At 73.7% G+C, this 25,190-nt stretch carries 23 protein-coding genes and 1 pseudogene; 13 read left to right on the top strand and 11 right to left on the bottom strand.

The genetic code is table 11. The annotated features are described in order from the left end of the window. Window positions 1-3: 3 nt before the first annotated feature. Window positions 4-465 (bottom strand): hypothetical protein, encoded by a 462-nt coding sequence (locus tag MILUP08_RS25105; RefSeq protein WP_007462954.1) that lies wholly within the window; start codon window positions 463-465, stop codon window positions 4-6. 101 nt (window positions 466-566) lie between these two features. Continuing rightward, window positions 567-1,226, bottom strand: coding sequence for a membrane protein YczE (yczE, locus tag MILUP08_RS25100; protein WP_007462952.1), 660 nt, complete (start codon window positions 1,224-1,226; stop codon window positions 567-569). A gap of 59 nt (window positions 1,227-1,285) precedes the next feature. On the opposite strand from yczE, the gene yczR reads away from it, so the two are divergent. Further along, entirely contained in the window at window positions 1,286-2,743 is a 1,458-nt protein-coding gene (yczR, locus tag MILUP08_RS25095; protein WP_007462951.1) for a MocR-like transcription factor YczR, read from the top strand. A 64-nt stretch (window positions 2,744-2,807) separates the two neighbouring features. Here yczR and MILUP08_RS25090 read toward each other — a convergent pair whose 3' ends face one another. The 3 genes from MILUP08_RS25090 to MILUP08_RS25080 form a co-directional block, all read right to left on the bottom strand. Further along, the gene (locus MILUP08_RS25090; RefSeq protein ID WP_039906620.1) at window positions 2,808-4,634 is read right to left on the bottom strand and encodes an AMP-dependent synthetase/ligase; all 1,827 of its coding nucleotides are present in this window, start codon (window positions 4,632-4,634) and stop codon (window positions 2,808-2,810) included. A gap of 137 nt (window positions 4,635-4,771) precedes the next feature. Beyond that, on the bottom strand, window positions 4,772-5,722 hold the full coding sequence (locus MILUP08_RS25085; RefSeq protein ID WP_039906618.1) for a terpene synthase family protein: 951 nt from the start codon (window positions 5,720-5,722) through the stop codon (window positions 4,772-4,774). A gap of 128 nt (window positions 5,723-5,850) precedes the next feature. Beyond that, window positions 5,851-6,480, bottom strand: coding sequence for a TIGR03085 family metal-binding protein (locus MILUP08_RS25080; RefSeq protein ID WP_007462945.1), 630 nt, complete (start codon window positions 6,478-6,480; stop codon window positions 5,851-5,853). Between the two features lie 172 nt (window positions 6,481-6,652). On the opposite strand from MILUP08_RS25080, the gene MILUP08_RS25075 reads away from it, so the two are divergent. The 3 genes from MILUP08_RS25075 (at window position 6,653) to MILUP08_RS25065 (ending at window position 11,155) form a co-directional block, all read left to right on the top strand. After that, a complete protein-coding gene (locus MILUP08_RS25075) occupies window positions 6,653-8,536 on the top strand; it encodes an ABC transporter ATP-binding protein (protein WP_051065808.1) in 1,884 nt (627 codons plus the stop codon). Further along, window positions 8,533-10,320 carry an ABC transporter ATP-binding protein gene (locus MILUP08_RS25070; protein ID WP_051065807.1) on the top strand — a complete coding sequence of 596 codons (1,788 nt, stop codon included), beginning with the start codon at window positions 8,533-8,535 and terminating at the stop codon, window positions 10,318-10,320. The genes MILUP08_RS25075 and MILUP08_RS25070 overlap by 4 nt, the downstream gene beginning before the upstream one ends. Window positions 10,321-10,405: 85 nt before the next feature. Next, window positions 10,406-11,155: a DUF2470 domain-containing protein gene (locus MILUP08_RS25065; RefSeq protein WP_007462938.1), complete on the top strand. Its 750-nt coding sequence runs from the start codon at window positions 10,406-10,408 to the stop codon at window positions 11,153-11,155. A gap of 3 nt (window positions 11,156-11,158) precedes the next feature. Here MILUP08_RS25065 and MILUP08_RS25060 read toward each other — a convergent pair whose 3' ends face one another. The 3 genes from MILUP08_RS25060 to MILUP08_RS25050 all read right to left on the bottom strand — a co-directional run bounded on the left by MILUP08_RS25060 (window position 11,159) and on the right by MILUP08_RS25050 (window position 13,312). After that, a complete protein-coding gene (locus MILUP08_RS25060; RefSeq protein ID WP_007462936.1) occupies window positions 11,159-11,755 on the bottom strand; it encodes a TetR/AcrR family transcriptional regulator in 597 nt (198 codons plus the stop codon). A gap of 82 nt (window positions 11,756-11,837) precedes the next feature. Next, window positions 11,838-12,593, bottom strand: coding sequence for an ABC transporter permease (locus MILUP08_RS25055; protein WP_007462934.1), 756 nt, complete (start codon window positions 12,591-12,593; stop codon window positions 11,838-11,840). Continuing rightward, window positions 12,590-13,312: an ABC transporter ATP-binding protein gene (locus MILUP08_RS25050; RefSeq protein WP_007462932.1), complete on the bottom strand. Its 723-nt coding sequence runs from the start codon at window positions 13,310-13,312 to the stop codon at window positions 12,590-12,592. The genes MILUP08_RS25055 and MILUP08_RS25050 overlap by 4 nt, the downstream gene beginning before the upstream one ends. A gap of 192 nt (window positions 13,313-13,504) precedes the next feature. Here MILUP08_RS25050 and MILUP08_RS37345 point away from each other — a divergent pair. From MILUP08_RS37345 to MILUP08_RS25035, 4 genes and pseudogenes are all read left to right on the top strand, one after another. Continuing rightward, window positions 13,505-14,185: pseudogene (locus MILUP08_RS37345) on the top strand (phosphoribosyl-AMP cyclohydrolase); the annotation flags it as partial. A 186-nt stretch (window positions 14,186-14,371) separates the two neighbouring features. Continuing rightward, a complete protein-coding gene (hisI, locus tag MILUP08_RS36925) occupies window positions 14,372-14,800 on the top strand; it encodes a phosphoribosyl-AMP cyclohydrolase (protein ID WP_039908765.1) in 429 nt (142 codons plus the stop codon). Then, the gene (locus MILUP08_RS25040; protein ID WP_007462928.1) at window positions 14,797-16,350 is read left to right on the top strand and encodes an anthranilate synthase component I; all 1,554 of its coding nucleotides are present in this window, start codon (window positions 14,797-14,799) and stop codon (window positions 16,348-16,350) included. Before hisI ends, MILUP08_RS25040 begins: the two co-directional genes overlap by 4 nt. A 55-nt stretch (window positions 16,351-16,405) precedes the next feature. Beyond that, window positions 16,406-17,005 (top strand): Trp biosynthesis-associated membrane protein, encoded by a 600-nt coding sequence (locus tag MILUP08_RS25035; protein ID WP_007462927.1) that lies wholly within the window; start codon window positions 16,406-16,408, stop codon window positions 17,003-17,005. Here the strand turns inward: MILUP08_RS25035 and MILUP08_RS25030 are convergent, their stop codons facing one another. Beyond that, the gene (locus MILUP08_RS25030) at window positions 17,006-17,275 is read right to left on the bottom strand and encodes a hypothetical protein (protein WP_007462925.1); all 270 of its coding nucleotides are present in this window, start codon (window positions 17,273-17,275) and stop codon (window positions 17,006-17,008) included. A gap of 488 nt (window positions 17,276-17,763) precedes the next feature. Between MILUP08_RS25030 and trpC the strand changes: the two genes are divergently transcribed. Genes trpC through trpA form a run of 3 tightly spaced genes read left to right on the top strand, consistent with a single transcriptional unit; the run spans window position 17,764 to window position 20,649 of the window. Further along, window positions 17,764-18,567, top strand: a complete 804-nt coding sequence (trpC, locus tag MILUP08_RS25025; protein ID WP_039906616.1) for an indole-3-glycerol phosphate synthase TrpC — start codon at window positions 17,764-17,766, stop codon at window positions 18,565-18,567. 38 nt (window positions 18,568-18,605) lie between these two features. Beyond that, window positions 18,606-19,844 carry a tryptophan synthase subunit beta gene (gene trpB, locus MILUP08_RS25020; protein ID WP_007462921.1) on the top strand — a complete coding sequence of 413 codons (1,239 nt, stop codon included), beginning with the start codon at window positions 18,606-18,608 and terminating at the stop codon, window positions 19,842-19,844. A gap of 1 nt (window position 19,845) precedes the next feature. Further along, a complete protein-coding gene (gene trpA, locus MILUP08_RS25015; protein ID WP_007462919.1) occupies window positions 19,846-20,649 on the top strand; it encodes a tryptophan synthase subunit alpha in 804 nt (267 codons plus the stop codon). 331 nt (window positions 20,650-20,980) lie between these two features. Here the strand turns inward: trpA and MILUP08_RS25010 are convergent, their stop codons facing one another. Continuing rightward, the gene (locus MILUP08_RS25010) at window positions 20,981-21,580 is read right to left on the bottom strand and encodes an NUDIX hydrolase (RefSeq protein WP_007462917.1); all 600 of its coding nucleotides are present in this window, start codon (window positions 21,578-21,580) and stop codon (window positions 20,981-20,983) included. A 101-nt stretch (window positions 21,581-21,681) separates the two neighbouring features. Between MILUP08_RS25010 and lgt the strand changes: the two genes are divergently transcribed. Next, window positions 21,682-22,884, top strand: a complete 1,203-nt coding sequence (lgt, locus tag MILUP08_RS25005; protein WP_007462914.1) for a prolipoprotein diacylglyceryl transferase — start codon at window positions 21,682-21,684, stop codon at window positions 22,882-22,884. 15 nt (window positions 22,885-22,899) lie between these two features. Then, a complete protein-coding gene (locus tag MILUP08_RS25000; RefSeq protein WP_007462913.1) occupies window positions 22,900-24,087 on the top strand; it encodes an FAD-dependent monooxygenase in 1,188 nt (395 codons plus the stop codon). A 103-nt stretch (window positions 24,088-24,190) separates the two neighbouring features. On the opposite strand, the gene MILUP08_RS24995 is transcribed toward MILUP08_RS25000, so the two are convergent. Further along, window positions 24,191-25,027, bottom strand: a complete 837-nt coding sequence (locus MILUP08_RS24995; RefSeq protein ID WP_007462911.1) for a GNAT family N-acetyltransferase — start codon at window positions 25,025-25,027, stop codon at window positions 24,191-24,193. Window positions 25,028-25,190: the final 163 nt, after the last annotated feature.

Genomic DNA, 25,190 nt, shown 5'->3' with positions numbered 1-25,190 from the left:
CGCTCAGTGCCCGCCGGAGTGGCCCTCGGAGGACCGGCGGGGAGTGGGGATCGACCGTACCGCGTACTCCTGCACGGCCGCCGCGTGCTCGGCCTCGTCCAGGATCCACTCGGCCCGACCCGGCGCGTGCCGGCGGCTCAACACGCCCTGCACGGTGTCCACCATCGTCGCCACCCCGGCGCGCGGCCGGGTCCGCCAGAGCTGCTCACCCTCCGCGGTGATGCGGAACCAGCCGTCCGCGACGGTGACCAGACCCGCGCCGACCAGTCGCTGGACCGCGACCTCCACCTCGTGCCGCTGCGGAATCGCCCGGTTGAGGTGGTCGGCGGTGGACAGCACGTCGGTCAGGCGTACGCCCTCCGGCCGACGACTGGTCGCGGACCGTCGGTGCCGCCCGGCCCCGCTCGCGATCACCAACGACACGAAGATCCAGGCGTCGCTCCAGCGCCAACCGTTCTCCCCCATGCAGAGATGATGACGGCGAGCGTCGCGGAAGGGAACACCCACCCTCCAACGAGCCCGTTCCACCACCGCGCGGTGCCGAGGCGCGAACGGTAGGTGAGCGCTCAGCCGGCCGGGGCGGGAGCGGCGCCCGGCGGGTCGCCCGCGGTGGCAGCCGGGGCGGGCACCGCGACGAGCGGGATGAAGAACTGGGCCAGCGGGCCGATGGCCAGCGCGTACGCGACGGTGCCCACGCCGACCTTGCCGCCGAGCAGCCAGCCCAGCGCGAGAACGGTGACCTCGATGACCGTGCGCACCAGGCGGATGGACAGCCCGGGTCGACGGGCGACGAAGCCGGTCATCAGCCCGTCGCGTGGGCCGGGACCCAACTGGGCGCCGAGATAGAGGGCGGTGGCGGCGCCGTTGGCGACGATCCCGGTGATCAGCAGAACGATGCGGACGCCGAGGGGGCCACCGGTGGGCAGCAGGGCCAGGGTGGCGTCCACCACCAGGCCGATCACCACCACGTTGCTGACGGTGCCGAGGCCGGGCCGCTGGCGCAGCGGGATCCACAGCAGCAGCACCAGGGCGCCGACGCCGATGGTGACAGTGCCGAAGGAGAGCCCGGTCCGCTCGGACAACCCCTGGTGGAAGACGTCCCACGGGTCGAGGCCCAGGTCGGAGCGGATCATCAGGGCCATGCTGACGCCGTAGAGGAGGAGCCCGGCGTAGAGCTGGGTGAGCCGTCGCACCGGCCGCTGCCGCAGATTGCCAATCAGTGCCATGCATGCCACCCTAGGTGCCAATCCTCCCGGAGGAAGAAGCCAATATCCGAGGAGTGGCCATGACAGGTCAGGTGCGAGGCGTCCAATTGGCCCGGTTGCTGGGGCAGTGGCACGCGCTGCCGGGCCGTCGTCGCAGTCCCGACTACGCCGCCCTGGCCGGCGCGGTGCGTGGCCTGCTCGCCGACGCCCGGCTTCCCCTGGGTGTCCGCCTCCCGGCGGAACGCGAGCTGGCCGAGGCGCTGCGGATCAGCCGCACCACGGTCACCGCCGCCTACCGGGAGCTGCGCGAGACCGGGCACCTGGCCAGTCGCCGGGGCGCCGGCAGCTGGACGATGCTGCCCGGCAACCACCGGGTCGCCAGCACGGGTCTGTGGACCCCGCTGGACGACCGGGAGATGATCGACCTTGGTGTCGCCGCGCTGGCCGCCCCACCGCAGCTACTCGGCGCCGCGCGGGCCGCCGCCGAGGATCTGCCCCGCTACCTGGGCGGGGCCGGCTACCACCCGACCGGGATCGGCGAGCTGCGCGAGGCGGTGGCCGCCGGCTACACCGCCCGCGGGCTGCCCACCTCGGCTGACCAGATCATGGTCACCAGCGGCACCCAGCACGCCCTGGACCTGGTGCTGCGCCTCGCCCTGGCACCCGGCGGGAGCGTTCTGGTGGAGTCCCCGACCTACCCCAACGCGCTCGCCGCGCTGGGCAGCAGACGGGCCCGGATCACAACTCACGGGCTGTCCGCCGACGCCGGTGGCTGGGAGCCCGACCTGCTGCTGGGCAGCCTGCGGCAGACCCGGCCCAAGCTGGCGTACCTGATTCCGGAGTTCCAGAACCCGACCGGGCACCTGATGCCGTCCGCGTTGCGCGAGCGGGTGGTCGCGGCCGCCCACGCCGTCGGCACCGACCTGATCGTCGACGAGTCCTTCGTGGACCTGCCGCTGGACGGCACCGAGCTGCCCCCGCCCACGGCCACGTTCGACAGGCACTCCCGGGTGGTCAGCATCGGCGGGATGAGCAAGCCGTACTGGGGTGGCCTGCGGATCGGCTGGGTACGCGCCTCCGCGCCGCAGGTGCAGCGGCTGGCCGCAGTCCGGGTCGGCATGGACATGTCCAGCCCGGTGCTCGACCAGTTGGTCGCGGTGCACCTGCTCGGCGACGCGGCGGCAATCGTCGCGGACCGTCGGGCCCAGCTCACCGCCCAGCGCGACGCGTTGCTGGAGGCGCTGGCGCACCGACTTCCGGACTGGCGGGTGACAGTGCCGCGCGGCGGCGTGACCCTCTGGGCCGAGCTGGACGGCCCGGTCTCCAGCGCGCTCGCCCGGGCCGCCGAGGAGGTGGGCGTCCGGCTCGCGCCCGGCCCCCGGTTCGGTCTGGACGGCACGCTGGAACGCTTCCTGCGGCTGCCGTTCACCCTGCCGGCCGCCGACCTGGTGGAGGCCGTGGAGCGGATCGCCACGGTCCGCTACGACCTGGATCGGACCGGCCGGCAGCGCTGGCGGGAGCCGTCCGTCATCGCCTGAGCCCCCGACACACACGCCGGTGGCCCCACACCCGGACGGGTGCGGGGCCACCGGCGGCAGGTTTCTACAGCTCGGCGAGGGTGCCGGCGTACAACTTGTCGATCTCGGCGGCGAAGTTGCTCTCCACACCACGCCGCTTGATCTTCAACGATGGGGTGATCTCGCCGTCCTCGATGGTCAGGTCGCGCGGCAGGATCGCCACCTTCTTGATCGTCTCCCAGCGGTTGAGCTTGGCGTTGAGCTGGGCGACGTACTCCTCGACCATCGCCTGCGCCTCCGGCGAGGCGACGATCTCGGTGTAGTCGCGGCCCTCCAGCGGGCCGCCGGCCACCCAGCCCCGGATGGCGTCCGGGTCCAGCGTGACGAGCATCGTGCAGAAGTTGCGGGCCTGACCGACCACGACCGCCTGCGAGGTGTACGGGCAGATGGCCTTGAACATCCCCTCGATGTGCGAGGGTGCGATGTACTTGCCGCCCGAGGTCTTGACCAGGTCCTTCTTGCGGTCGGTGATGCGCAGGTAGCCCTGCTCGTCCAGGCTGCCGATGTCACCGGTGCGGAAGAAGCCGTCCTCGGTGAACGCGGCGGCGGTCTCCTCCGGCAGGTTGTGGTAGCCGCGCATGACCGGCCGGCCACGGACCAGGATCTCGCCGTCGCTGTCGATCCTGCACTCCAGATCGCCCATCGCCTGCCCGACCGTGCCGATCCGCAGTCCGGAGGGCGGGTTGACGAAGTTGCCGGCGCTGGTCTCGGTGAGGCCGTAGCCCTCGGAGATCGGCAGGTTGGCGGCGGCGAAGAAGGTGGCGATCTCCGGGCTGAGCGGAGCCGCACCGGACACCAGCACCCGCATCCGGCCGCCGAGGCGGGCCTGGAGCTTGCTGAACACCAGCTTCTCGGCCAGCCCGTAGCGCAGCTTCAACCCGGCCGGCACCGGCTTGCCGGCCTGCTCCAGGGCGACCTTCTCCTTGCCGACCTGGACACCCCAGGCGAAGATCTTCGCCTTCGCGCCGCCGGCGCCCTGCGCGGTGGTCACCGCCCGGTTGTAGACCTTCTCGAAGACCCGGGGAGCGCCGCACATCAGGGTCGGCCGGATCACCGCGAGCAGGTCGACAAGCTTCTCCACCCGCCCGTCGACGTAGGTGGGCAGGCCGACGTGGATCGCACCGCAGAGCAGCGTCTTGCCGAACGAGTGGGCCAGCGGCAGCCACAGGTACTGCAGGTCGTCGTCGCGCAGCAGCCCGACCTCGGCCTGCGCCACGGCCTCCCAGCACCAGCCGCCGTGCAGCAGCTCGACACCCTTGGGCTGGCCCGTGGTGCCGGAGGTGTAGATCAGCGTGGCCAGGTGGTCCGGGCCGATGCCGGCCACCAGCATGTCGATCAGATCGGGCTCGGCCGCCAGCGCCTGGGCGCCCCGCTCCTCCAGGTCGGCCAGGCTGAGCTGGGGCACCGCGGCGGTCGGGTCCGGGGTGCCGTCGAAGAGCACCACGTGGGTGAGCGCCGGCAGGTCCGCTCCGGCGATCTTGGCGGCCTGCGCCGGGTTCTCCGCGAAGAGCACCCGCGAGGCGGAGTCAGCGATGATGTATGTCGCGTCCGCCGGCTCGGTGGTCGGGTAGACGGTGGTGGTCGCCCCGCCGGCGCACATGATGCCGAGGTCGGCGACCACCCAGTCCAGCCGGGTGTTGGCGAGGATGGCGACGGGATTCTCCTGGCCGACGCCGAGCGCGTGCAGGCCGGCGGCGACGGCCTTGGCGCGCTGGCCGACCTGCTCCCAGGTCAGCCAGTCGGGGCCCGAGTCGTCGGGGGTCGGGGACGCGAACGCGTGCTGGTCGGGGGTGGCCGCCACGCGCTTGAGGAACATGTCCGGGATGGAACGGTACGGTACATCGAGAGCCATCGCTGTAGCCGCCTTCGGGGGTGGTGGCGTGACGGTCGTCACGTCATAGTGGTTACCGAAGAGTATTGCCTGGCACCGGGCATCGGCTAGTGCGGGTGATCGACCGGCGCCCCCGTCCCGCCGGCCGGCGCCCCCGATCAGGCGTAGCGGGCAGCCACGACTGACCAGTCGTAGGTGGCCCGGACCCAGTTGCGTCGCGCGGCCAGCGGCGGGCGCAACGCCTCGACACCGCTGGCCAGCAACCTCTCCTCCGCCGCCAGGTACGCCGCCAACCCCCTGTTGAAACGGTCGGCCGCCGCCCGCAGCGCGTCCGCCTCGGCCAGGCCGTCCTCCTGGGCGATGACCGTCACCAGATTGTGCGCGTCCGGGTCGGTCCGGCTCTCCTTGCCGTACGAGAAGAGGTCGTTGCACCAGCAGATCAGGTCCACGGCCAGCAGGTCCAGGGCGGTGAGCGCCGGATCGGCACGCCGGGTCGGCCCGGGTGGCTGCTCCGACGCCAGGTCGGTCAGGGTGAGGCAGGGGTGTACGCCACCGATGTGCCGACGCAGTTGGACGTACTCCGTCACCCCCGGCACCCGCCGGCGCTCCCGGTTGGCGGCCTCCCAGAGCAGTGCCAGCAGGTACTGGCGCACCTGACTGACGAAGCGCAGCAACAGGGGCGCCCGGCCCTGTGCCCGGGTCCGGCGGCACAGGTCGTGCAACGCGGCACCCAACTGGCCGGCGCCCGGCGGCAGTGCCGCGAGCGGGTCCCCGCACCGGTCCAGCACGTCGAGCAGGGCGGCGACGACGGGCGCCAGCCGGCCCGGGTCCGCACCGAGGCCGTCCTCGTCGCAGGTGTCGTCCATGACGAAGAGCCAGGAGATCAGATCGGTGAGGAGCCGCAGTCCCTGCGTCGGCCCTACCGGGCAGGCTCGGCCGGCCAGACCGGCGGCGTCCGCCCGTTGTAGTCGATGTACCTGATGACCGGAATCGACCAGGCCGAACGCGCGCGCCCACTCGACGCTCTCGCTGGCCACCCGATCCGTGGACTTGTGGCGCCCCGCCGTGAAGGAGGGTTCCCGTAGCGCCGAGATCGCGAAGCTCCGCATCGTGTGCCCCCACATCGTGCCGCCCCGGCGCGGAACGGCGCGCTGAAGCGTACGGGAGGAGGTATCGGCGCGCATCGCTGGGACTGCGGCAAATGCCCGCCTTCGTGTGACCGATTAGGTGCAGTAAGTCACATGCCCAGGCTGGCGTTGCGGAGCTGCCGCGCGGACGTCGGCGAACCGTCCAGTTGAACCCGGGCCACCCGCTGGCGACCGGAGAGGAACAGGGTCAACTCGGCGGGGGCGCCCACCACCCGCAGCCGCTCGCCGCCACGGCCGACGGAGACCTCGCCGTACCCGGGCGCCTGCACGTAGAGGTCCGCCGGGAAGCGGCGCAGGGTCAGCCGGGCCAGCGGGGCGGCCCGTTTCCACAGGGTGGCCTGCAGGCCGCGGGACAGCTCGCGCGGCTGCCATCCCGGGACGGCTCGCCGCACGTCCTCGTGGTGGATGAAGAACTCCACCGTGTTGACCAGCTCGTCGGTAAGCGGATTGCTGATCGGGCTCCACACCGGCGGCCGCCGCACCTGCGCCACCAGCTCGGGGTAGGGCCCGGCGGCCAGCCGGCGGCGGACCCGTTCGGCGTGCCCCCGCAACGGCGCCAGCAGGATCCCGCCGGCCGCGTCCGGTCGACGCTCCCGCAACACCAGGTGCGCGGCGAGGTCACGGGTCGCCCAGCCCTCGTTGATCGTCGGCGCGTCGGGCCCGAGGGCCAGGAGGAGATCGGCCAGCGCCTCGCGCTCGGCTCGGGCGTACCGCGACATGGCCCGATCGTAGGCCCGCGCACCCGCCGCCGCGCGCCGGCGGACGCCGGGTCGCGTCCCCGAAGCGAGGACGTCCGGTACGTGACGGTCGACATATCCCGTCCGGGTCGGCGGCACCGGCCCGCACCGGTAAGGATGAGGGAGATAATTGTGGCTTACGGCGGGGGAGAGCGTGGCGAGCAGGACAAGTCGGGACGTGCTCGGCAGAGGGCTGGGGGTTCTGCGGCAGGCGATCCGGGAGCAGCCGCGGATCTTCGCGGTTGCCGTGGTCGGCAGTGTGCTGTTCGGCTCGATGGTCATCGTCAGCGCGTACGTGGTGGGCGCGGTGGTCGGTGACGTGGTGGTGCCGGCCATCGCGCGGGGCGAGGTGGGCGTCGGCACCCTGGCGCTGGCGGCTGTCGCCCTGTTCGGGATCAGCGTGCTGCGGGTGGTGGGCATCTTCGGCCGGCGGCTCGGCGCCGGTTACATGCAGTACCGGCTCCAGGCCGCCTACCGCCGTCGGGTCACCCGCCGCTATCTGGACCTGCCGCTGTCGTGGCACCACCGCAACGCCACCGGCACACTGCTGTCCAACGCCAACTCGGACGTGGAGGCGGCCTGGTACCCGATCGCCCCGCTGCCCTTCGCGGTGGGCACCCTGGTGATGCTTGTCGGCGCGATCGTCTCGCTGTTCGTCACCGACTGGGCCCTCGCCCTGGTCGGCCTCGCTGTCTTTCCCGCGCTGTTCGCGCTCAACGTGGTCTACTCGCGCCGGATGGCACCCCGGCAGGCCCGGGCGCAGCGGTTGCGCGCCGAGGTCAGTGGCATCGCGCACGAGAGCTTCGACGGCGCGTTGGTGGTCAAGACGATGGGCCGCGAGGCGCAGGAGACGGCCCGGTTCGCCGGTCGCGCCGGCGAGCTTCGCGACGCGTTGATCGCGGTCGGCCGGCTGCGGGGCGTCTTCGACCCGCTGCTGGAGACGCTGCCCAGCCTCGGCACCCTGGCGGTGCTGGTGGTCGGCGCGTTCCGCCTGCGTCAGGGCGCGATAAACGTCACCGAGCTGGTAAGCGTCGCCTTCCTCTTCACCGTGCTGGCCTTTCCGGTGCGGGCCATCGGCTGGGTGCTGGCCGAGCTGCCGCGCAGCGTCGCCGGCTGGGACCGGGTGCGCCGGGTGCTCGACGCCACCGGCGAGATGCCGTACGGGCAGCGTGTGCTCGACCCGGCGCTCTCGGGGCCGGCCACGCTCACGTTCACCGACGTGCACTTCTCCTACCCGCCGGCCGAGGCGCACCAGCCCGGCGCGCAGGTGCTCGGCGAGGTCGGCTTCACCGTGCCGGCCGGGCGCACGGTCGCCCTGGTCGGGCCGACCGGCGCCGGGAAGTCCACCATCGCCTCGCTGGCCGTCCGCCTGGTCGACCCGGACTCCGGGACCGTCGAGCTGGACGGCGTGGACGTGCGTGACCTGACCGCCGCGTCGCTGGCCGGCACGGTCGCCCTGGTGGCGCAGGTGCCGTTCGTCTTCGACGACACGGTGCGGGCCAACGTCGCCCTGGACCGGGCGGGCATCGACGACGAGGACGTCTGGGCCGCGCTGCGCCTGGCCGAGGCGGACGGGTTCGTCGCCGCGCTGCCCGACGGGCTGGACACGATGGTCGGCGAGCGGGGCACCTCGCTCTCCGGCGGCCAGCGGCAGCGGCTCACGCTGGCCCGCGCGCTGGCCGGGCGGCCACGCCTGCTGGTGCTCGACGACGCGACGAGCGCCGTGGACCCCCGCGTGGAGGCGGCCATCCTCGCCGGTCTGCGGGCGTCGGCGGGTGAGCCGGGAGTGCCGGCCGCGTCGATCCTCGTGGTGGCGTACCGCCGGGCGACGATCGCCCTCGCCGACGAGGTCGTCTACGTGGAGCAGGGCCGGGTGGTCGCCCGGGGCACGCACAGCGAGCTGCTGGCCACCGTCGCGGGCTACGTGGACCTGGTCACCGCGTACGAGCAGGCGGAGGTCGACCGTGCGCAGGAGCGCGCGTACGACGACGAGGTGGCGCAGCTGCCGTCGGGCCTGGAGATCGAGGTGGACCATTGAGTACGACGGTGACGAACGACGAGCGGGACGCGCGGGCGGAGACCACCTGGCAGACCCTGCGGCGGGGGTTGGCGCTCTCCCCGGAGCTGCGGACCGGCCTGGCGGCCACCCTGGGCCTGGCCCTGGTCTACATGGTGGGCCGGGTCGCCGTGCCGGTGGCGGTGCAGCAGGGCATCGACCGGGGACTCGTTGGTGGTCTGAACCTCGACGTGGTCTGGTCGGTGGTGGCGGTCACCGCGGCGATCCTGGTGGTCACCACGGCCTGCGGCTACCTGATGATGCGCCGGCTGTTCACGGTCAGCGAGACGGCGCTGGCGAATGTGCGGACGCGGGCGTTCCGGCACGTGCACGACCTGTCGATGTTGCACCAGCAGTCGGAGCGGCGTGGTTCGCTGGTGTCGCGGGTGACGAGCGACGTCGACCAGATCACCCAGTTCCTCCAGTGGGGCGGGGTGATCCTGCTGGTCAATCTGGGCCAGCTCGTGGTGACGACGGCCGTCATGCTGGCGTACTCCTGGCAGTTGACCCTTGTGGTGCTGGCGGCGTTCCTGCCGGCGGTGCTCGTCATCCGCCAGTTGCAGCGTCGTCTCGGCGCGGCGTACGCGACGGTGCGTCAGCGCACCGGCACGTTGCTGGGCGCGATCGGCGAGAGCGTCGTGGGCGCGCCGGTGATCCGGGCGTACGGCATCGCGGGGCGCACCGCGCGGCGGCTGGACGACGCCATCGACAACCAGCGCCTGGCGCAGCAGCGGGCGATCCGGATCAGCATCGTGGGCAGCTCGGTCGGCGAGCTGGCGGCCGGGTTGGCGCTGGCCGGCGTGGTGGTGCTCGGGGTGACGCTGGGGGTGGACGGCACGCTGTCGATCGGTCAGCTGACCGCCTTCCTGTTCCTGGTGACGCTGTTCATCCAGCCGGTGCAGATCGCCACCGAGGTGCTCAACGAGGCGCAGAACGCGATCGCGGGCTGGCGGCGGGTGCTGGACGTGCTCGACGTCGCCCCGGACGTGGCGGACCCGGGCGAGCAGGGGCGGGACCTGCCGGCCGGTCCGTTGGACATCCGGTTCGCCGGGGTGCGGTTCGCCTATCCGGGTGGCCCTGCCGTGCTGCACGACATCGACCTGGAGATCCCGGCGAAGAGCCGGGTGGCGGTGGTGGGTGAGACGGGCAGCGGCAAGACGACCTTCGCGAAGCTGCTCACCCGCCTGATGGACCCGTCGGCGGGAGCGGTGCTGTTGTCCGGGGTGCCGCTGGCGGACGTCCGGTTCGACTCGTTGCGTTCCCGGGTGGTGATGGTGCCGCAGGACGGGTTCCTCTTCGACGCGACGGTGGGGGACAACGTGCGGTTCGCCCGGCCGGAGCTGACCGACGAGCAGCTCGGCGCCGCGTTCACGGAGCTGGGCCTGGCGGACTGGTTGGATGGTCTGCCCGCCGGCCTGGACACGCCGGTCGGGGAGCGTGGCGAGGCGCTGAGCGTCGGGGAGCGGCAGCTCGTCGCGCTGGCCCGGGCGTACGTGGCCGACCCGGACCTGCTGGTGCTGGACGAGGCGACGAGCGCGGTGGACCCGGCGACCGAGGTGCGGCTGCAACGCACCCTGGACGCCGTCACGCGGGGTCGCACGACGCTCGCCATCGCGCACCGGCTCTCCACCGCCCAGGCGGCCGACGAGGTGATCGTGGTGGACCGGGGGCGCATCGTGCAGCGCGGCCCGCACGACGAGTTGGTGCACGACGCCGACTCGGTCTACGGGCTGCTGTACGCCTCCTGGCTGGAGCAGACCCGGTAACGAGGTGCATGGGCTGGTGGACGGCGTGGTCCGGGTGCTCTACGCTCCGGGTTAGGTAAGCCTAACCTCTTAAGGAGGTCGCGCCATGCGGCCCAGCCCCGCCGAGATCGTTCGTACCCTCGTCGCCGGTCGGCTGCCCGGTCTCGTCCACCTGGCCCGCCGGCCGGGCCCGCACCACGCCCGGCACGTGACCGATCCCGACGGCCGGGTGCTGCTGCTGGTGCCGGTGGCCAGTCACCTGGGCGCCGCGCTGCAACCGGTCGCCGGAGGCGCCGACGTCGCCGTGGTCCTGGACGTCCTCGACCTGCCGCCCGCGGCCGGCTCTCCCGGGCTCGGGCGGGCCTGGGTCTCCGGCTGGGCGGCCGAGCTGCACGGCGAGGAGGCGCGCCGCGCCGCTGTCGACTTCGCCGCGGTCGAGCCGACCGGCGACCTGCTCGACGTGGGCGTCCGGTTCCGGCTGTTCCGCTTCGAGGTGGCCGAGGTCCGCTGGGAGCGGGCCGGCGTCGTGCACCGGATCGACCCGGGGGAGTACGCCGAGGCCGAGCCGGACCCGGTGCACCCGTTCGAGGCGCTGCTGCTGGCCGGCCTCGCCGAGCGCGACGCCGACCAGGTGACCCACTACCTGCGCCGGCAGCTCGGGTTGACCGAGCAGACCCCGGACGGGCCACCGCGGGTGGTGCGCATCGACAGGTACGGCCTGGTTGTCGCCCTCGGGCGACCCGGCGCACGGCGGCGCGTCCGGCTGGCGTTCCCGGGTCCGGTCGCCGACCCGGACGAGCTGGGGCGGCTGCTGCCGCCGCTGCGTCGGCCCGCCGACGCCCACCCGCCCCGCTGACCTCTAGGCCGGCAACTCTCCGGTGACGTACCGCTGGATGGTGGGGCCGATGGCGGCGACCAGGGTCTCCGGGTCGGCGGACGCCACCGGCTCCATGCGCACCACGTGCCGGATCATCGCCAGCCCGATCAGCTGGGTGGCGACAAGCGAGCCGCGCAGCGGCAGTTCGGCCGGGGCGACGTCGAGCTGGTCGAGCACCCGGCGCAGCACCTGCGTGGTGATGAACTCCCGCAGCAGGCGCGCGGTCCACTCGTTGCTCACCGCCGAGCGCAGCAGCGCCACCCCGGCGCTGCCGGCCGGGGAGTCCCAGATGCTCAGGAACGTGCGCACCAACCGCTCACCGACGCCGTCCCGGTCACCGGCGAGCACCCTCGGCAGCATCTCGCCCGGGTCGACGGGGAAGTTCATCGCGGCCAGGAAGAGCTGGTCCTTGCTGCCGAAGTAGTGGTGCACGAGCGCCGGGTCCACCCCGGCGGCGGCGGCGATGCCGCGGATCGGGGCGGCGTCGAAGCCGCGCTCGGCGAACGCCGCCCGCGCCGCGTCGAGAATCGACTCCCGGGTGTCCGGGTTGCCGGGTCGCCGGCCGGTCCGCCGCGTCATCGCCGCCCTTCGTTCGTCCGCTCACGCCGCCGGTCGCCCGACGGCTGGCGGCAGCCCGCGGGCGCGGACCGCCGCCGGTCGGTCAGCCGGTGCGCCGGCGCAGGGTCGCCGCCGCGAGCACCAGCGCCAGCACCACCGCGCCGAGCACCACACCCACGTCCCGCCACAGGACGCCGGTCGGCTCGGCGTTGGCGCCGACCTCCTGCAACGCCTCGATGGCGTACGACAGGGGGAAGGCGTCACTGAGCGCCTGGAGCCAGCCGGCCATCTGGTCGCGGGCCACGAACAGCCCACAGAGCAGCAGCTGAGGGACCACCACGACCGGCAGAAACTGTACTGCCTGGAACTCGGTGCGGGCGAAGGCGCTGCACAGCAGCCCGAGGGCGACGCCGAGCACCGCGTCGAGCACCGCGATCCCGATCACCAGGCCACTGCTCCCGACGGTGCTGAGGTCGAATATCCAGTACGCCACCGCGGCGGCGACCGCGGCCTGCACGGCGGCGGCCAGCCCGAACGCGATGCCGTACCCGAAGAGCAGGTCGAGCTTGCCCAACGGGGTGGTGAGCAGCCGTTCCAGGGTGCCGGAGGTGCGCTCCCGCAGCATCGCGATGCTGGTGACGAGGAACATGATCACGAAGGGGAAGATGCCCAGCATCACCAGCGCGATCCGGTCGAACATCGACGGCTGCCCCGGCGGGGTCGGGTGGTCGACGTACATGAAGTAGACAAGGGTGAGCAGGACGGCCGGCACCACCACGAGTAGCGCGATGGTGCGCCGGTCGTGCCGGAGCTGGCGCAGGATGCGGCCGGTGGTGGCCGCCAGGATCCGCGGGTTCATGACTCCTCCCCTGCGCCGGCCCGGATCAGACGCAGGAACGCCTCGTCGAGGTCGTCCACGCCGGCGGCGGCGCGGATCGCGGCCGGGCTGTCGTCGGCGATCAGCCGCCCCTGCCGGATCAGCAGCAGCCGGTCGCAGCGGGCCGCCTCGTCCATCACGTGACTGGACACCAGCAGGGTGGTGCCGGCGGCGGCCATGGCGTGGAACCGGGCCCACAGGTCGGCCCGCAGCACCGGGTCCTGACCGACGGTCGGCTCGTCCAGGATGACCAGCTCCGGGTCGCCGACCAGGGCGCAGGCCAGCGAGGCCCGGCTGCGCTGGCCACCGGAGAGGGTGACGACCAGTTGACCGGCCGCCTCGGCCAGCCCGACGTCACGGACCGCCTGGTCGGCCTCGGCGCGACCACGCCCGTACAGGGCCGCGAAGTAGCGGGCGTTCTCCCGGACGGTCAGGTCGGCGTAGACGCTCGGCGCCTGGGTGAGGTAACCCACCCGGTGCCGCAGCGCCGGAGTGCCCGCCGGCTGGCCCAGCACGCTCACCGACCCCGCGCTGACCACCTGCACCCCGACCACCGCGCGCATGAACGTGGTCTTGCCGCTGCCGCTGGGGCCCAGCAGCCCGGTGACGGCGCCGCGCGGAACGGCACAGCTGATGCCGTCCAGCACCCGCCGCCCGCCCCGGTCGACCACCAGGTCGCGGACGGTTATCGCGTCGTCCATTCCGCACCTCCGAGAAACTCATCGTCTGTTGAACTCAACGCTAGATGAGATAACGCCGCCCGCGCAACGGCCCACCTCCGCGTCGACGCCCACTGTCGCGCCCAGCGGCAGAACGGGCAGTAGGCTCTGGACCGGACAGCAGGTCCGGCAACGGGCATTGCGTACCGATCGGGCGTACGGCACGATGGCGCCGTGGGTCACGCTCCGTTACCGCACAGCGGGTTTCTCGAGGACTGGGCCGCGCGGTTGCGGGACGCCGCCGAACGGCCGGTGGTCGGCATCCTGCTGCGCGGCAGTCACGCCCGACGGGCCGCCACCGCGCACAGCGACGTCGACCTCGACGTGCTGGTCGGCGGCTCCCCGTACGCTGCCCGCCGCGCGTACCTGGCCGAGACCGCCGGCCGGGTCACCCACGTCTCGGTGGCCGCGCGCGACGTCCGCTCCTGGGTGGACCGGCTCGGTGAACCGGCCGACTGGGCGTTCGGGCTGCCGGTCACCGCGCCGGCCCGGCTGCTCTGGGCCGACCCGCACTGGCGGCCCCGGATCGACCTGCCGGTGCTCTGCCAGCCCGCCGAGCCACCCCGGCTGGAGGAGCTGATCGCCATGCTCGGCAAGGCCGCCGCCGCCCGCGCCGCCGCCGACCGCCTCGGAGTCCGGCTCGCCGTGGCGGACCTCGCCCGACTCTGCCCGTCGGTGTTACGTCCGGCGAACCCGTCGGTACGGGTGTCCTCCCGCCGGGCGGCGTTCGCGGCCGCCCTGGAGCTGCCGGTCGCCCCCGTCGGCTACCGGGACGACATGCTGCTCTGCCTCGGGCTGCGTCCGGGCGGCACCGGGCAGCTCTGGGCCGCCGCCGTGCGGCTCGTCACCGGGATCCTGCCGTTGATCCGCCCGTACGCCGGCGAGATCGCCGACGTGGCCGGCGCCGACCTGGCCGACGCCCTCGTCGACGGCCGGCTGGACCGCTACGTGGCCCAGCTCGCCCGGCCCGTGGGCCACCCGCCGAACCCGCCACGGGAGTCGTCGCCGGTGCCCGCGCCGCGTGCAGGACAATGGGCAACTGTGCCCGTACCTGACGCGCCGGTGACCGGCGTCCCCAGCGATCCGAGCGGCCCGGCGGCGTCGACCCCGGCCCGCCCGTCCCGGCTCGACCCGGCCATCGCGGCCCGGCTGCGCCGCACCGCCGACGGCCTGGTCGCCGCCGTGGTGCGCGCCCACGAGTCCGGCGAGGTGCTGATGGTGGCCTGGATGGACGACGAGGCGCTGCACCGCACCCTCACCACCGGCCGGGCCACGTACTGGTCGCGCAGCCGTCGGGAGTACTGGGTCAAGGGGGCGACCTCCGGCCACCACCAGTACGTGCGCTCGGTCGCGCTGGACTGCGACGGCGACGCGCTGCTGGTGAGCGTCGACCAGGTCGGCGCGGCCTGCCACACCGGGCACCGGACCTGCTTCTTCACCGAGCTGCCCGTGACGGGGGCCGGCACATGACCGACGGCGCGGTGAGCCCCGACCTGACCACGTTCACCGACGTGGCCGCCCGCTGGCGCGTCGTGCCTGTCACCCGACGTCTGCTGGCCGACGCCGAGACCCCGGTGGGTGTCTACCGCAAGCTCGCCGGCGGGCCCGGCACGTTCCTGCTCGAATCCGCCGAACAGGGCGTCGGCTCGGCGGGCACGGCCTGGTCGCGGTACTCGTTCATCGGCGTCCGCAGCAGCGCCACCCTCGTCGAGCGGGACGGGGTGGCGACCTGGCTCGGTCAGCCGCCGGCCGGGCTGCCCACCGACGGCGACCCGGTGCGGGTGCTGCGGGACACCGTCGCGGCGCTCGCCGGCCCGCTCGGTGACCCGTCCGACGGTCTGCCCCCGCTGACCGGGGGCATGGTCGGCTACCTCGGCTACGACCTCGTCCGCCGCTTCGAGCGGCTGCCCGAGCTGACCGAGAACGACCTCGGCGTGCCGGAGCTGGGCATGATGCTCGCGACCGACCTGGTGGTGCTCGACCACTACGACGGCTCGGCGATCCTGGTCGCCAACGCGGTGCTGCCGCCGTTGGACGCCCCGGGCCGCGACGCGCAGGTCACCGCCGCGTACCACCACGCGGTGGGCCGCCTCGACGCGATGACCACGGCGCTGTCCCGGCCCATCCCACCGATGATCTCCACGGTCGAGCGTCCACCGGCCGGTGAGGTCCTCTGTCGTACGCCCGAGGGTGGCTACCTGAAGGCGGTGGAGGCCGCCAAGGAGGCGATCCGGGCGGGCGAGTGCTTCCAGATCGTGCTGTCCCAGCGCTTCGAGCGGGCGACGCGCGCCGACCCGCTGGACGTCTACCGGGTGCTGCGCACCAGCAACCCCAGCCCGTACATGTACCTGCTGCGCTTCGACGGGTTCGACATCGTCGGCTCGTCGCCGGAGGCGCACCTGAAGGTCACCGCCGACGTCGACGGGCGGCGCCGGGCGCTGCTGCACCCGATCGCGGGCACCCGGCCCCGCGGCGCCACCGCGACCGCCGACGCCACGCTCGCCGCCGAGCTGCTCGCCGACCCCAAGGAGCGCGCCGAGCACGTGATGCTCGTCGACCTGGGCCGCAACGACCTGGGCCGGGTCTGCGAGCCGGGCAGCGTCCAGGTGCCGGAGTTCGCGACAATCGAGCGGTACAGCCACGTGATGCACATCGTCTCCACGGTGACCGGCACGCTGCGTGACGACCAATCGGCGTTCGACGCGCTCGCCGCGACCTTCCCGGCGGGGACGCTCTCCGGCGCGCCCAAGGTACGGGCCATGGAGATCATCGAGGAGTTGGAGCCGGTTCGGCGTGGCCTCTACGGCGGCACGGTCGGCTACTTCGGGTTCGGCGGCGATCTGGACATGGCGATCGCCATCCGGACCGCGCTGATCCGCGACGGGCGCGCCTACGTGCAGGCCGGCGCGGGTGTGGTCGCCGACTCGGATCCGGCCGCCGAGGAGCAGGAGACCCGCGACAAGGCCGCCGCCGTGCTGGCCGCGATAGCCGCCGCCGAAACGCTGAGGCCGGCCCGGTGAGCGCGAGGAGTGCAGCGCAGCGGAGCCCCGCAGTCGCGAACGAAAGGCAGGCCCGATGAGCGGGGGCGGCCGGGCGGAGACCGGGGCTCGGGGCGTCGAGGGTCGGCGTCAGTTGACGTACGCCATGCTGCTCTGCCTGGCCGGGGCGGGCCTGGCGCTGTGGGCGGCGACCCGGGGCTGGTCGGTCGAGGTGACCGCGCGCCCGGCGCCGTTGCCGCCGGTGCGCGACGCCCGCAGCGGGGCGGCTCTGCTGCCGTGGCTGCCGGCGCTGGCGCTGGTCACGCTGGCCGGCGGTGGCGCGGTGCTTGCCACCCGGGGTCGGGTGCGGCGGCTGCTGGGCGTGCTGCTGGGCGCGCTGGGCCTGGTGGTGGCGGCCGGTGGCGCTTACGGGCTGGTCGCCGATCTCGACGGCGTGGTGAGCCGGCAGTGGCCGGCGCTCTGCCTGCTCGGCGGTCTGCTCGCCGCGGTGGGCGGCGGGTGGACGGCGCTGCGGGGCGGCGGGTGGCCGGCGATGGGCGCCCGGTACGAGCGGCCCACACGGACCGTCACGGAGAGTGCGCCCACCACTGTCGCTCCACCGGGCCGGATGGCCGGGCGGCGGACCACCGAGGCGTGGGACGCGTTGGACCGGGGCGAGGACCCGACAGCCGGCTGATCAGCCGACCGGCTGACGCTCGCGCTGCCGGCGGGCGGAGGCGGCCCGGGCGGCGGTCAGCTCGGCCACCACGCGGTCCAGTTCGGCGCGTCGGTCGGCGCGGGCCCGGTCGGCGCAGACCGCCTCCCAGGCGTTGCCGCGTGCCGTGCGCATCCGGCCCTCGCCGACGACGGCCCGCTCCAGGGTGTGCACCACGCCGACGGCGAGCGACGCCACGGTCCGCGAGATGGTGGTCAGTCCGATGCTCGGGTTCGACTCGGCAGTGCTCATGGGTCACCCCGCACGAGGAGTTGGCGGACGGTCGGGCAGGCGCGTCATCGAGTCTGCCCGAGGACGATGCTGACCGACTGACGTTTCGCCGGGGTGACCGCCCGGTCAACTGTCCCGCCATGCCCGCGACCTGGGACCGGCCGTTCGGCCTTGAGCTTGCTCACAGCATCGATCGGTGTCGTTGTCGTCGGGCGGCGAGGCGGAACCAGTGGCATGATCGATGGGTCGGCCCGGTTCGACCGGGGCCGCCGGGCTCCCGTCGTGTGACGGCGGTCGATACCGGAGGTGGCGCTGCGTGACATCCCGTTCACGGCAAGTCGGCCATTATGCCGCAGCCCTTTTCGTGAGCAGCGCCATACCCCCGGCTCCCGGCGTCGGTCGGCTGCCCCTAGCATCGGCCCATGACACCCGGAGAGGGGAGTCCGTTGGTGACTGCTGAGCATGCGCACGCGGAGGGGGACGAAGCCGGTCAGGCGGCGTCCGTAAGCGTGCTCGACGAGATCCTGGCTGGCGTGCGCGAGGACGTCGCCCGACGCCAGGAACAGGTTCCGTTGGAACGGATCCGCGAGCTGGCCGCGGCGGCGCCGCCGCCGCTGGACGCGTACGCGGCGTTGCGTAAGCCCGGCGTCGCGGTCATCGCCGAGGTCAAGCGCTCCTCGCCGTCCAAGGGCCGGCTGGCCGAGATCGCCGATCCGGCCGATCTCGCCGTCGACTACGCGGCGGGCGGGGCGCGGGCCATCAGCGTGCTGACCGAGGGTCGCTGGTTCGGCGGGTCGCTGGACGACCTGGCCGCCGTGCGGGCCGCGGTCACCGTGCCGGTGCTGCGCAAGGACTTCGTGGTCTCCAGCTACCAGGTGCACGAGGCGCGCGCGCACGGCGCCGACCTGGTCCTGCTGATCGTGGCGGCCCTTGAGCAGAACGTGCTGATGGGCCTGCTGGAGCGGATCGAGTCGCTGGGCATGACCGCGCTGGTCGAGGTCCACGACGAGGAGGAGGCCGACCGGGCCCTGGAGGCCGGCGCGCAGGTGATCGGGGTCAACGCCCGTGACCTGCGTACCCTTCAGGTGGATCGGTCGGTGTTCGAGCGGATCGCGCCGGGCCTGCCGAGCAGCGTCGTCAAGATCGCCGAGTCCGGCGTCCGCGGGCCGCACGACCTGATCCGGTACGCCTCCGCGGGCGCGGACGCGGTTCTCGTCGGCGAGGGCCTGGTCACCCAGAAGAGCCCACGCGAGGCGGTGGCCGAACTGGTCAACGCCGGCAACCACCCGGCGACGCCCCGGCCGGTGCGCTGACCCGCGCCGGTGTGACGCCCCACCGAGAGGATGTTCCGATGAGCGCCGATGCGCTGGCCCCGGTGGCCGGCTCGCAGCCCGACTCCGCCGGCCACTTCGGCCGCTTCGGCGGTCGGTTCGTGCCCGAGGCCCTGGTGGCCGCGCTTGACGAGCTCGACGGGGCGTGGCGTACGGCGATCGCGGACGAGTCCTTCCGGGCCGAGTTCGGGGCGCTGCTGCGCGACTACGCGGGCACGCCGTCGCTGCTCTACGAGGCCCGGCGGTTCTCGGCGAAGCTCGGCGCGCGGGTGCTGCTCAAGCGTGAGGACCTCAACCACACAGGCGCCCACAAGGTGCGCAACGTGCTCGGCCAGGCACTGCTCACCAAGCGGATGGGCAAGACGCGGGTGATCGCCGAGACCGGTGCGGGCCAGCACGGCGTCGCCACCGCTACCGCCGCCGCCCTGTTCGACCTGGAGTGCGTGGTCTACATGGGCGAGGTCGACACCGAGCGGCAGGCGCTCAACGTGGCCCGGATGCGGATGCTCGGCGCCACTGTCGTCCCGGTCACCACCGGCTCGCGGACCCTCAAGGACGCGATGAACGAGGCGATGCGCGACTGGGTGGCGAACGTCGACGAGACCCACTACCTGATCGGCACCGCCGCCGGACCGCACCCGTTCCCGGCGATGGTCCGTGACTTCGTCCGGGGCATCGGTGACGAGGCCCGCCAGCAGTGCCTCGACCTGACCGGCGCGCTGCCGGACGCCGTCACCGCCTGCGTCGGCGGCGGCTCCAACGCGCTGGGCATCTTCCACGCCTTCGTTCCCGACGAGGACGTGCGGCTCTACGGCTTCGAGGCCGGCGGCGAAGGGGTGACCACCAGTCGGCACGCCGCGAGCATCACCGGCGGGTCGGCGGGCGTGCTGCACGGCGCTCGCACGTACGTGCTGCAGGACGCCGACGGGCAGACGCTGGAGTCGCACTCGATCTCCGCGGGCCTGGACTACCCCGGCGTCGGGCCCGAGCACGCCTGGCTGCACGACACCGGCCGGGCCAGCTACCTGCCCGTCACCGACGCCGAGGCGATGGCCGCGTTCGAACTGCTCTGCCGTACCGAGGGCATCATCCCGGCGATCGAGAGCGCGCACGCCCTCGCCGGCACCGTCACGCTGGCGCCGAAGCTGGCCGCCGAGCTGGGCCGGGAGCCCACCATCGTGGTCAACCTGTCCGGGCGGGGCGACAAGGACGTGCACACCGCCGGGGACTACTTCGGCATCCTCGACAAGGAGCACTGAGATGAGCCGCATCGGGGTGGCCTTCGACAAGGCGCGGGCCGACGGGCGGGCCGTGCTGGTGGGCTGCATGCCGGCCGGGTTCCCGACCGTCAAGGGCAGCATCGCGGCCATGACGGCGATGGTCGAGGCCGGCGTCGACGTCATCGAGGTGGAGATCCCGTACTCCGATCCGGTGATGGACGGCCCGGTCATCCAGAAGGCCAGCGACATCGCGCTGGCCGGCGGCGTCCGCACGGCCGACACGCTGCGCATCATCGAAGCGGTCGCGGCGACCGGCACGCCGGTCGTCACGATGACCTACTGGAACCCCATCGAGCGGTACGGCGTGGACGTGTTCGCCCGCGACCTCGCCGCCGCCGGCGGCACCGGCCTGATCACGCCGGACCTCATCCCCGACGAGGCGGCCGAGTGGCTGGCCGCCTCTGACGCGCACGGCCTGGACCGCACCTTCCTGGTGTCGCCGTCGTCCACCGACGCCCGGGTGGCGATGACGGTGGACAACTGCCGGGGCTTCGTCTACGCCACCGCCGTGATGGGGGTGACCGGCGCCCGGGCGCGTACCTCCGACGCCGCCCCCACGCTGGTCTCGCGGGTGCGGGCGGTCACCGACCTGCCCGTCGGTGTCGGCCTGGGCGTGGGCACCGGCGCGCAGGCCAGCACCGTCGCCGGCTACGCCGACGGGGTGATCGTCGGCAGCGCACTCGTCCGTTGCGTGCTCGATGCCCCCTCCGAGGCCGAGGGGCTGGCCGCGCTGCGCACGCTGAGCGCCGAACTCGCCGAGGGCGTCCGCAACCCCGCCCGCTGAGCCATCTCGCTGGGACTTTCGCTGCCGGGCCTGCCCCCGCAGCTGCCCTCTGCGCTGGCACGCCCGGTTCGTGGCGCGGCCCGGCAGAGGTGGACCGACCGGCTCAACGCATGACGTGAGCCGCCGGGCGTGCCGTTTCCTCAAGAGCGGTATACCTGTGAGTCATAGATATGACTCACAGGTATACCGCTCTCCAGCATGTGTGCGGTCTGCCGGGGGGCGCGCTACCACGACTCGTGCTGGCCCATGCGTGGCCGGCACCAGCGGCAATCGGCGCCGGGGACCAACGCGACGCCGGGGACCAACGCGGCGTCGGAGGGCAATACAAAGCTCAGGGCAGGAGGGAGGGGTCCGCGGGCGCTTCGCCGCGCTGCTCCGGCGGTTGCCCAGCCCTCGGCCGCCCATCGTGATCCTCAGCCGGGCGGCCTTCGTCGGTCGGGCGGCCTGCGTCGGTTGGCTGGCCTTCGTCGGCGGTGTCTGGTGAGCGGAGGACGCTCCGCAGGACGCCGGAGCGGCCGGCGAGCGCGTCGGTGACGGCCGCCCGGGTGAGCGGGGTGACGGCCTCGGGTAGCGCGCCGGGGGTGTGCCAGGACAGCCGGCAGCCCGGCGGCGGCTCGGCGTTCGGTCGCCCCTCGGCGGCACGCGCGCGGAACACGTGCACCAGGATGTCCGGCAGCGGCCCGGCCCGCCCGGCCCGCGCGTGCGTCGTCGGGCCGCCGAGGTGGTAGACGCCCACCAGGTCCACCAGGTCGATCTCCCAGCCGATCTCGGCGCGGATGTCCCGCAGCGCCGCCCGCACCGGGCTCTCCGCCGGTCGCAGCCGGCCGCCGGGCAACGCGTACCGGCGCTGGCCCCGGCCCTGGCGGCAGAGCAGCACCCGGCCGGTGTCGTCGGTGACGACCGCGGCGACCGCCCAGGTGAGCGCGCTCATGGACAAAGAGCGTACGGCGGCGCAAACCAGAAGTCATCGGGATCCGCGCGCGGCGGCCCGGGGTGCCGCTGCGGGGGTGCGCAGCGGTAGCGTGTGCACCCGTGACCATCGCCTCGCTGTCCCCCCAGGCGGCCCTGCCCAGTCCCAGCACCGCCGTCTGGCAGCTCGGGCCGTTCCCGCTCCGGGCGTACGCGCTGTGCATCATCGCCGGCATCGTGGTGGCCTGCTGGGTGACCGAGCGCCGCCTGCGTCAGCGCGGCGTCGCTCCGGGCGCGGTGCTCGACATCGCCGTCTGGGCGGTGCCCGCGGGCATCATCGGGGCCCGGATCTACCACGTGATCACCTCCCCGGAGAAGTACTTCGGCGCCGGTGGCGAACCGCTGAAGGCGTTCTACATCTGGGAGGGCGGCCTCGGCATCTGGGGCGCCGTGGCCGGTGGCGCGGTCGGCGCGTTCATCGCGGCCCGGCAGCTCGGCATTCCGTTCGGCGTGGTGGCCGACGCGCTCGCGCCGGGGTTGCCGCTGGCCCAGGCGATCGGGCGGCTCGGCAACTGGTTCAACAACGAGCTGTTCGGCGGCCGTACGACGCTGCCGTGGGGTCTGGAGATCCACCGGATGGATCCGGACAACCCGGGGCACGCGCTGCGGGACGACGCCGGGCAGCCGATCCTCGAACCCGGCCTCTACCACCCGACGTTCCTCTACGAGGCGCTGTGGAACCTCGGCGTCGTCGCACTGGTCCTCGTCCTGGACCGGCGGTTGCGGCTCGGGCGGGGCCGGGCGTTCGCGCTGTACGTGATGGGCTACACCGCCGGCCGGTTCTGGATCGAGCTGATGCGCACCGACGAGGCGAACCAGATCTTCGGCGTACGCCTCAATGTCTGGACCGCCGCCCTGGTCTTCCTCGGCGCGTTGATCTACTTCGTGCGGGTCCGCGGCCCCCGGGAGTACCTGATCCCGATCGGCGTGGCGGCCACCCCCACGCCGCCCACCACGTCCGACCTGTCCCAGGTCGACATCTCCGAAGGCCAGACCAGCGCGCGCGCCGCCGCCCCGGAGGGTTACCGGGTGGTCAGCGAGGAGCAGTACGACACCTGGCGGGACACCGGCGTGGCACCACCGGAGCCGGCCGACGGGGTACGCCCCGAGGGCGCCGAGCCGCTCGACGACGAGCCGGACGACGAGACGTCCGACGACGGGGCAGTCAGCACGCGCGCCGACGGGCCGGCGGACGAGACGCGGGAGGCGCGCGACGCCGACCGGGCCGACGCCGCCGGCGTACGCCCCGCCGACCGGGACAGCTGAGCGGGGGCGGCACCGATGCGAAGCGCGGTGGTGGTCGGCGCCGGGGTCGGAGGCCTCGCGGTCGCCGGCGCGCTGGCCCGTTCGGGTTGGCAGGTCACCCTGCTGGACCGCGCCGAACGGGTCCGCCCCGAGCCGACCGCCGTGGTGCTCTGGCCCAACGGCGTCCGCGCGTTGCAGGCCCTCGGCCTCGGCGCCGGTCTCGCCGCCATCGCCACCCCGCTGCCCGACGGTGGGGTCCGCCGTCCGGACGGGCACTGGCTGGTGCAACCCCGGCCGACGCCGGCCGACCGGATGCCGGTGGTGGTGCACCGGGAGGATCTGCACGACGCGTTGATCGCCGGCCTCGGTGACCGGGTCGAGCTGCGTACCGGGGTGACCGTGCGCCACGTCCGCGTCGAGCCGGGCGAACGCCCCGGGGTCAACGACGGGCGGCACACCATCGAGGCCGACCTGGTGGTCGCGGCGGACGGTACGGACAGCGTCATCCGTCGCCAACTGGCCCCCGAGTCCGGTGTGGTCAGCTCCGGCTGCGCGGCCTGGCGGGCTGTAATCCCCTGGTACCGGGCGCCCCGGCTGCCCGCCGACCAGCCGATCGCCGGCGAGGTGCTCGGCGCGGGCTACCGGTTCGTGGCCGCCTCGCTTGGCGAGCGTGGCTCCTCGGGTGGTTCCAGCCGGGGTGGCATCTACTGGGTGGCCACCGCCGCCGGCGCGCCCCGCCCCGAGCCGCCGGAGACCCAGCTCGCCCTCCTGCGCCGCTGGTACGCCGGCTGGCCGGCGCCGATCGCCGCGCTGCTCGACGCCACCGACCCGAGCGACCTCGTACAGCAGGAGGTCCGCGAGCTGCGCCCGTTGCCCCGCGCCTACGGCTTCGGAGTCGGACCGGGCGGGGTGGTGCTGCTCGGCGACGCGGCGCACGCCATGCCGCCGCACCTCGGCCAGGGCGCCTGCCTCGCCTTCGAGGACGCCGCGACGCTCGCCTCGCTGCTGCGCGAGGCGCGCCTGCCCGACGCCGTGCAGACGTACGACCGGGTGCGCCGTCCCCGCGCGGCGACGGTGGTCCGCCAGACCCGGCGTATGTCGGCGGTGCTCCAGACCCGGGGCCGGTTGGCGCTGCGCGCCCGCGACGCCGCGCTCGGGACGATCAACTCGCGGCTGCTGTCCAGCGCCGCCGCCTCCGCGGCCCAGTGGCGGCCACCGGCCTGACGGCCCGTGCCACTCAGGTCGTCCGCGCGGTTCAGGCCGTCGGGGCGGCTCAGGCCGTCCGCGCCACGCAGGCCATCGGGGCGGCTCAGGTCGTCGAAGCGGCTCAGGGGAGCAGGGCGGTGGGTTCGGCGATGCAGGCGGTGCCGATGCGGCGGAAGCCGACCCGCAGGTAGACCCGGGCGATCTCGTCGCTGCCCGCGGAGAGGAAGACGAGGCCGGTGCCGGCGGCGAGCAGTTCGCGGGCGAGGGTGGCGGTCAGCGCGGCGCCCATGCCGCGACGGCGGGCGGCCGGCAGGGTGGCCACCCCGGCGATCTCCGCGACGTCGTCCACGCGCATCGCCATGCCGCTGGCCAGCGCGCCCTCGGTCGGCGTTCCGGCCAGCGCCGAGATCCGCCGGCCGTCGGCGATCCGGGTCCGCTCCTCGTCCAGCGCGGCGAGTTCCAACTCGGTGACCGCCGCGTCCCGCTCGGCCGGTCCGGCCGGGCCGGGCGCGGTGCCGGCGGCGCCGAACGCCACGGCCGCCACCGCCCGCCGGGCGGCCACGTCGGCGGCGAAGTCGGGCGCGTCGGCCGCCAGCACCCGCACCGGTACGTCGGACAGCGTCGCCGGGTCGGGCAGCGCGGCCGGGTCGAGGACCATCAGCGGGGCCTCCAGCACGTTCAGCCCCGCGGAGCGGGCCACGGCCAGCAGCTCCGGGCTCGTCTCGTGCACCCACTCGAAGGCCTCGGGCAGGCCCAGCTCCCGCTGGCGCTCCCGCACCGAACTCACGTCGGCCAGGGACGGCGCCTCGGTGGCGTCGATGCGGGGCCGGGCGTAGAACGGCCAGCCGGCGCCCTCGCGGACGAACAACACCAGCCCGCCATGCTCCTCGACACCGGCGACGTCGCGAGGCACCGCGTCGTAGAAACGTTCCAACCGGTCGAAGACGTCCTTGTGCACCGAATCCACCGCGCGAGACTACACGTCCCAGACTCTGGACGGTGTGATCAATCTTGAGTGGCCTTGCGCCCCCAGCCCTAACGTAGACTCAATAGACCCACGGGCCGACGTCGTCCCCACCATGATCCAACCTGAGTGACGACAGGAGGCCCGGTGGCTCAGC

This window comes from Micromonospora lupini str. Lupac 08, from assembly GCF_000297395.2.
GTDB lineage: Bacteria > Actinomycetota > Actinomycetes > Mycobacteriales > Micromonosporaceae > Micromonospora > Micromonospora lupini.
This window is presented reverse-complemented; position numbering and strand designations above follow the sequence as displayed.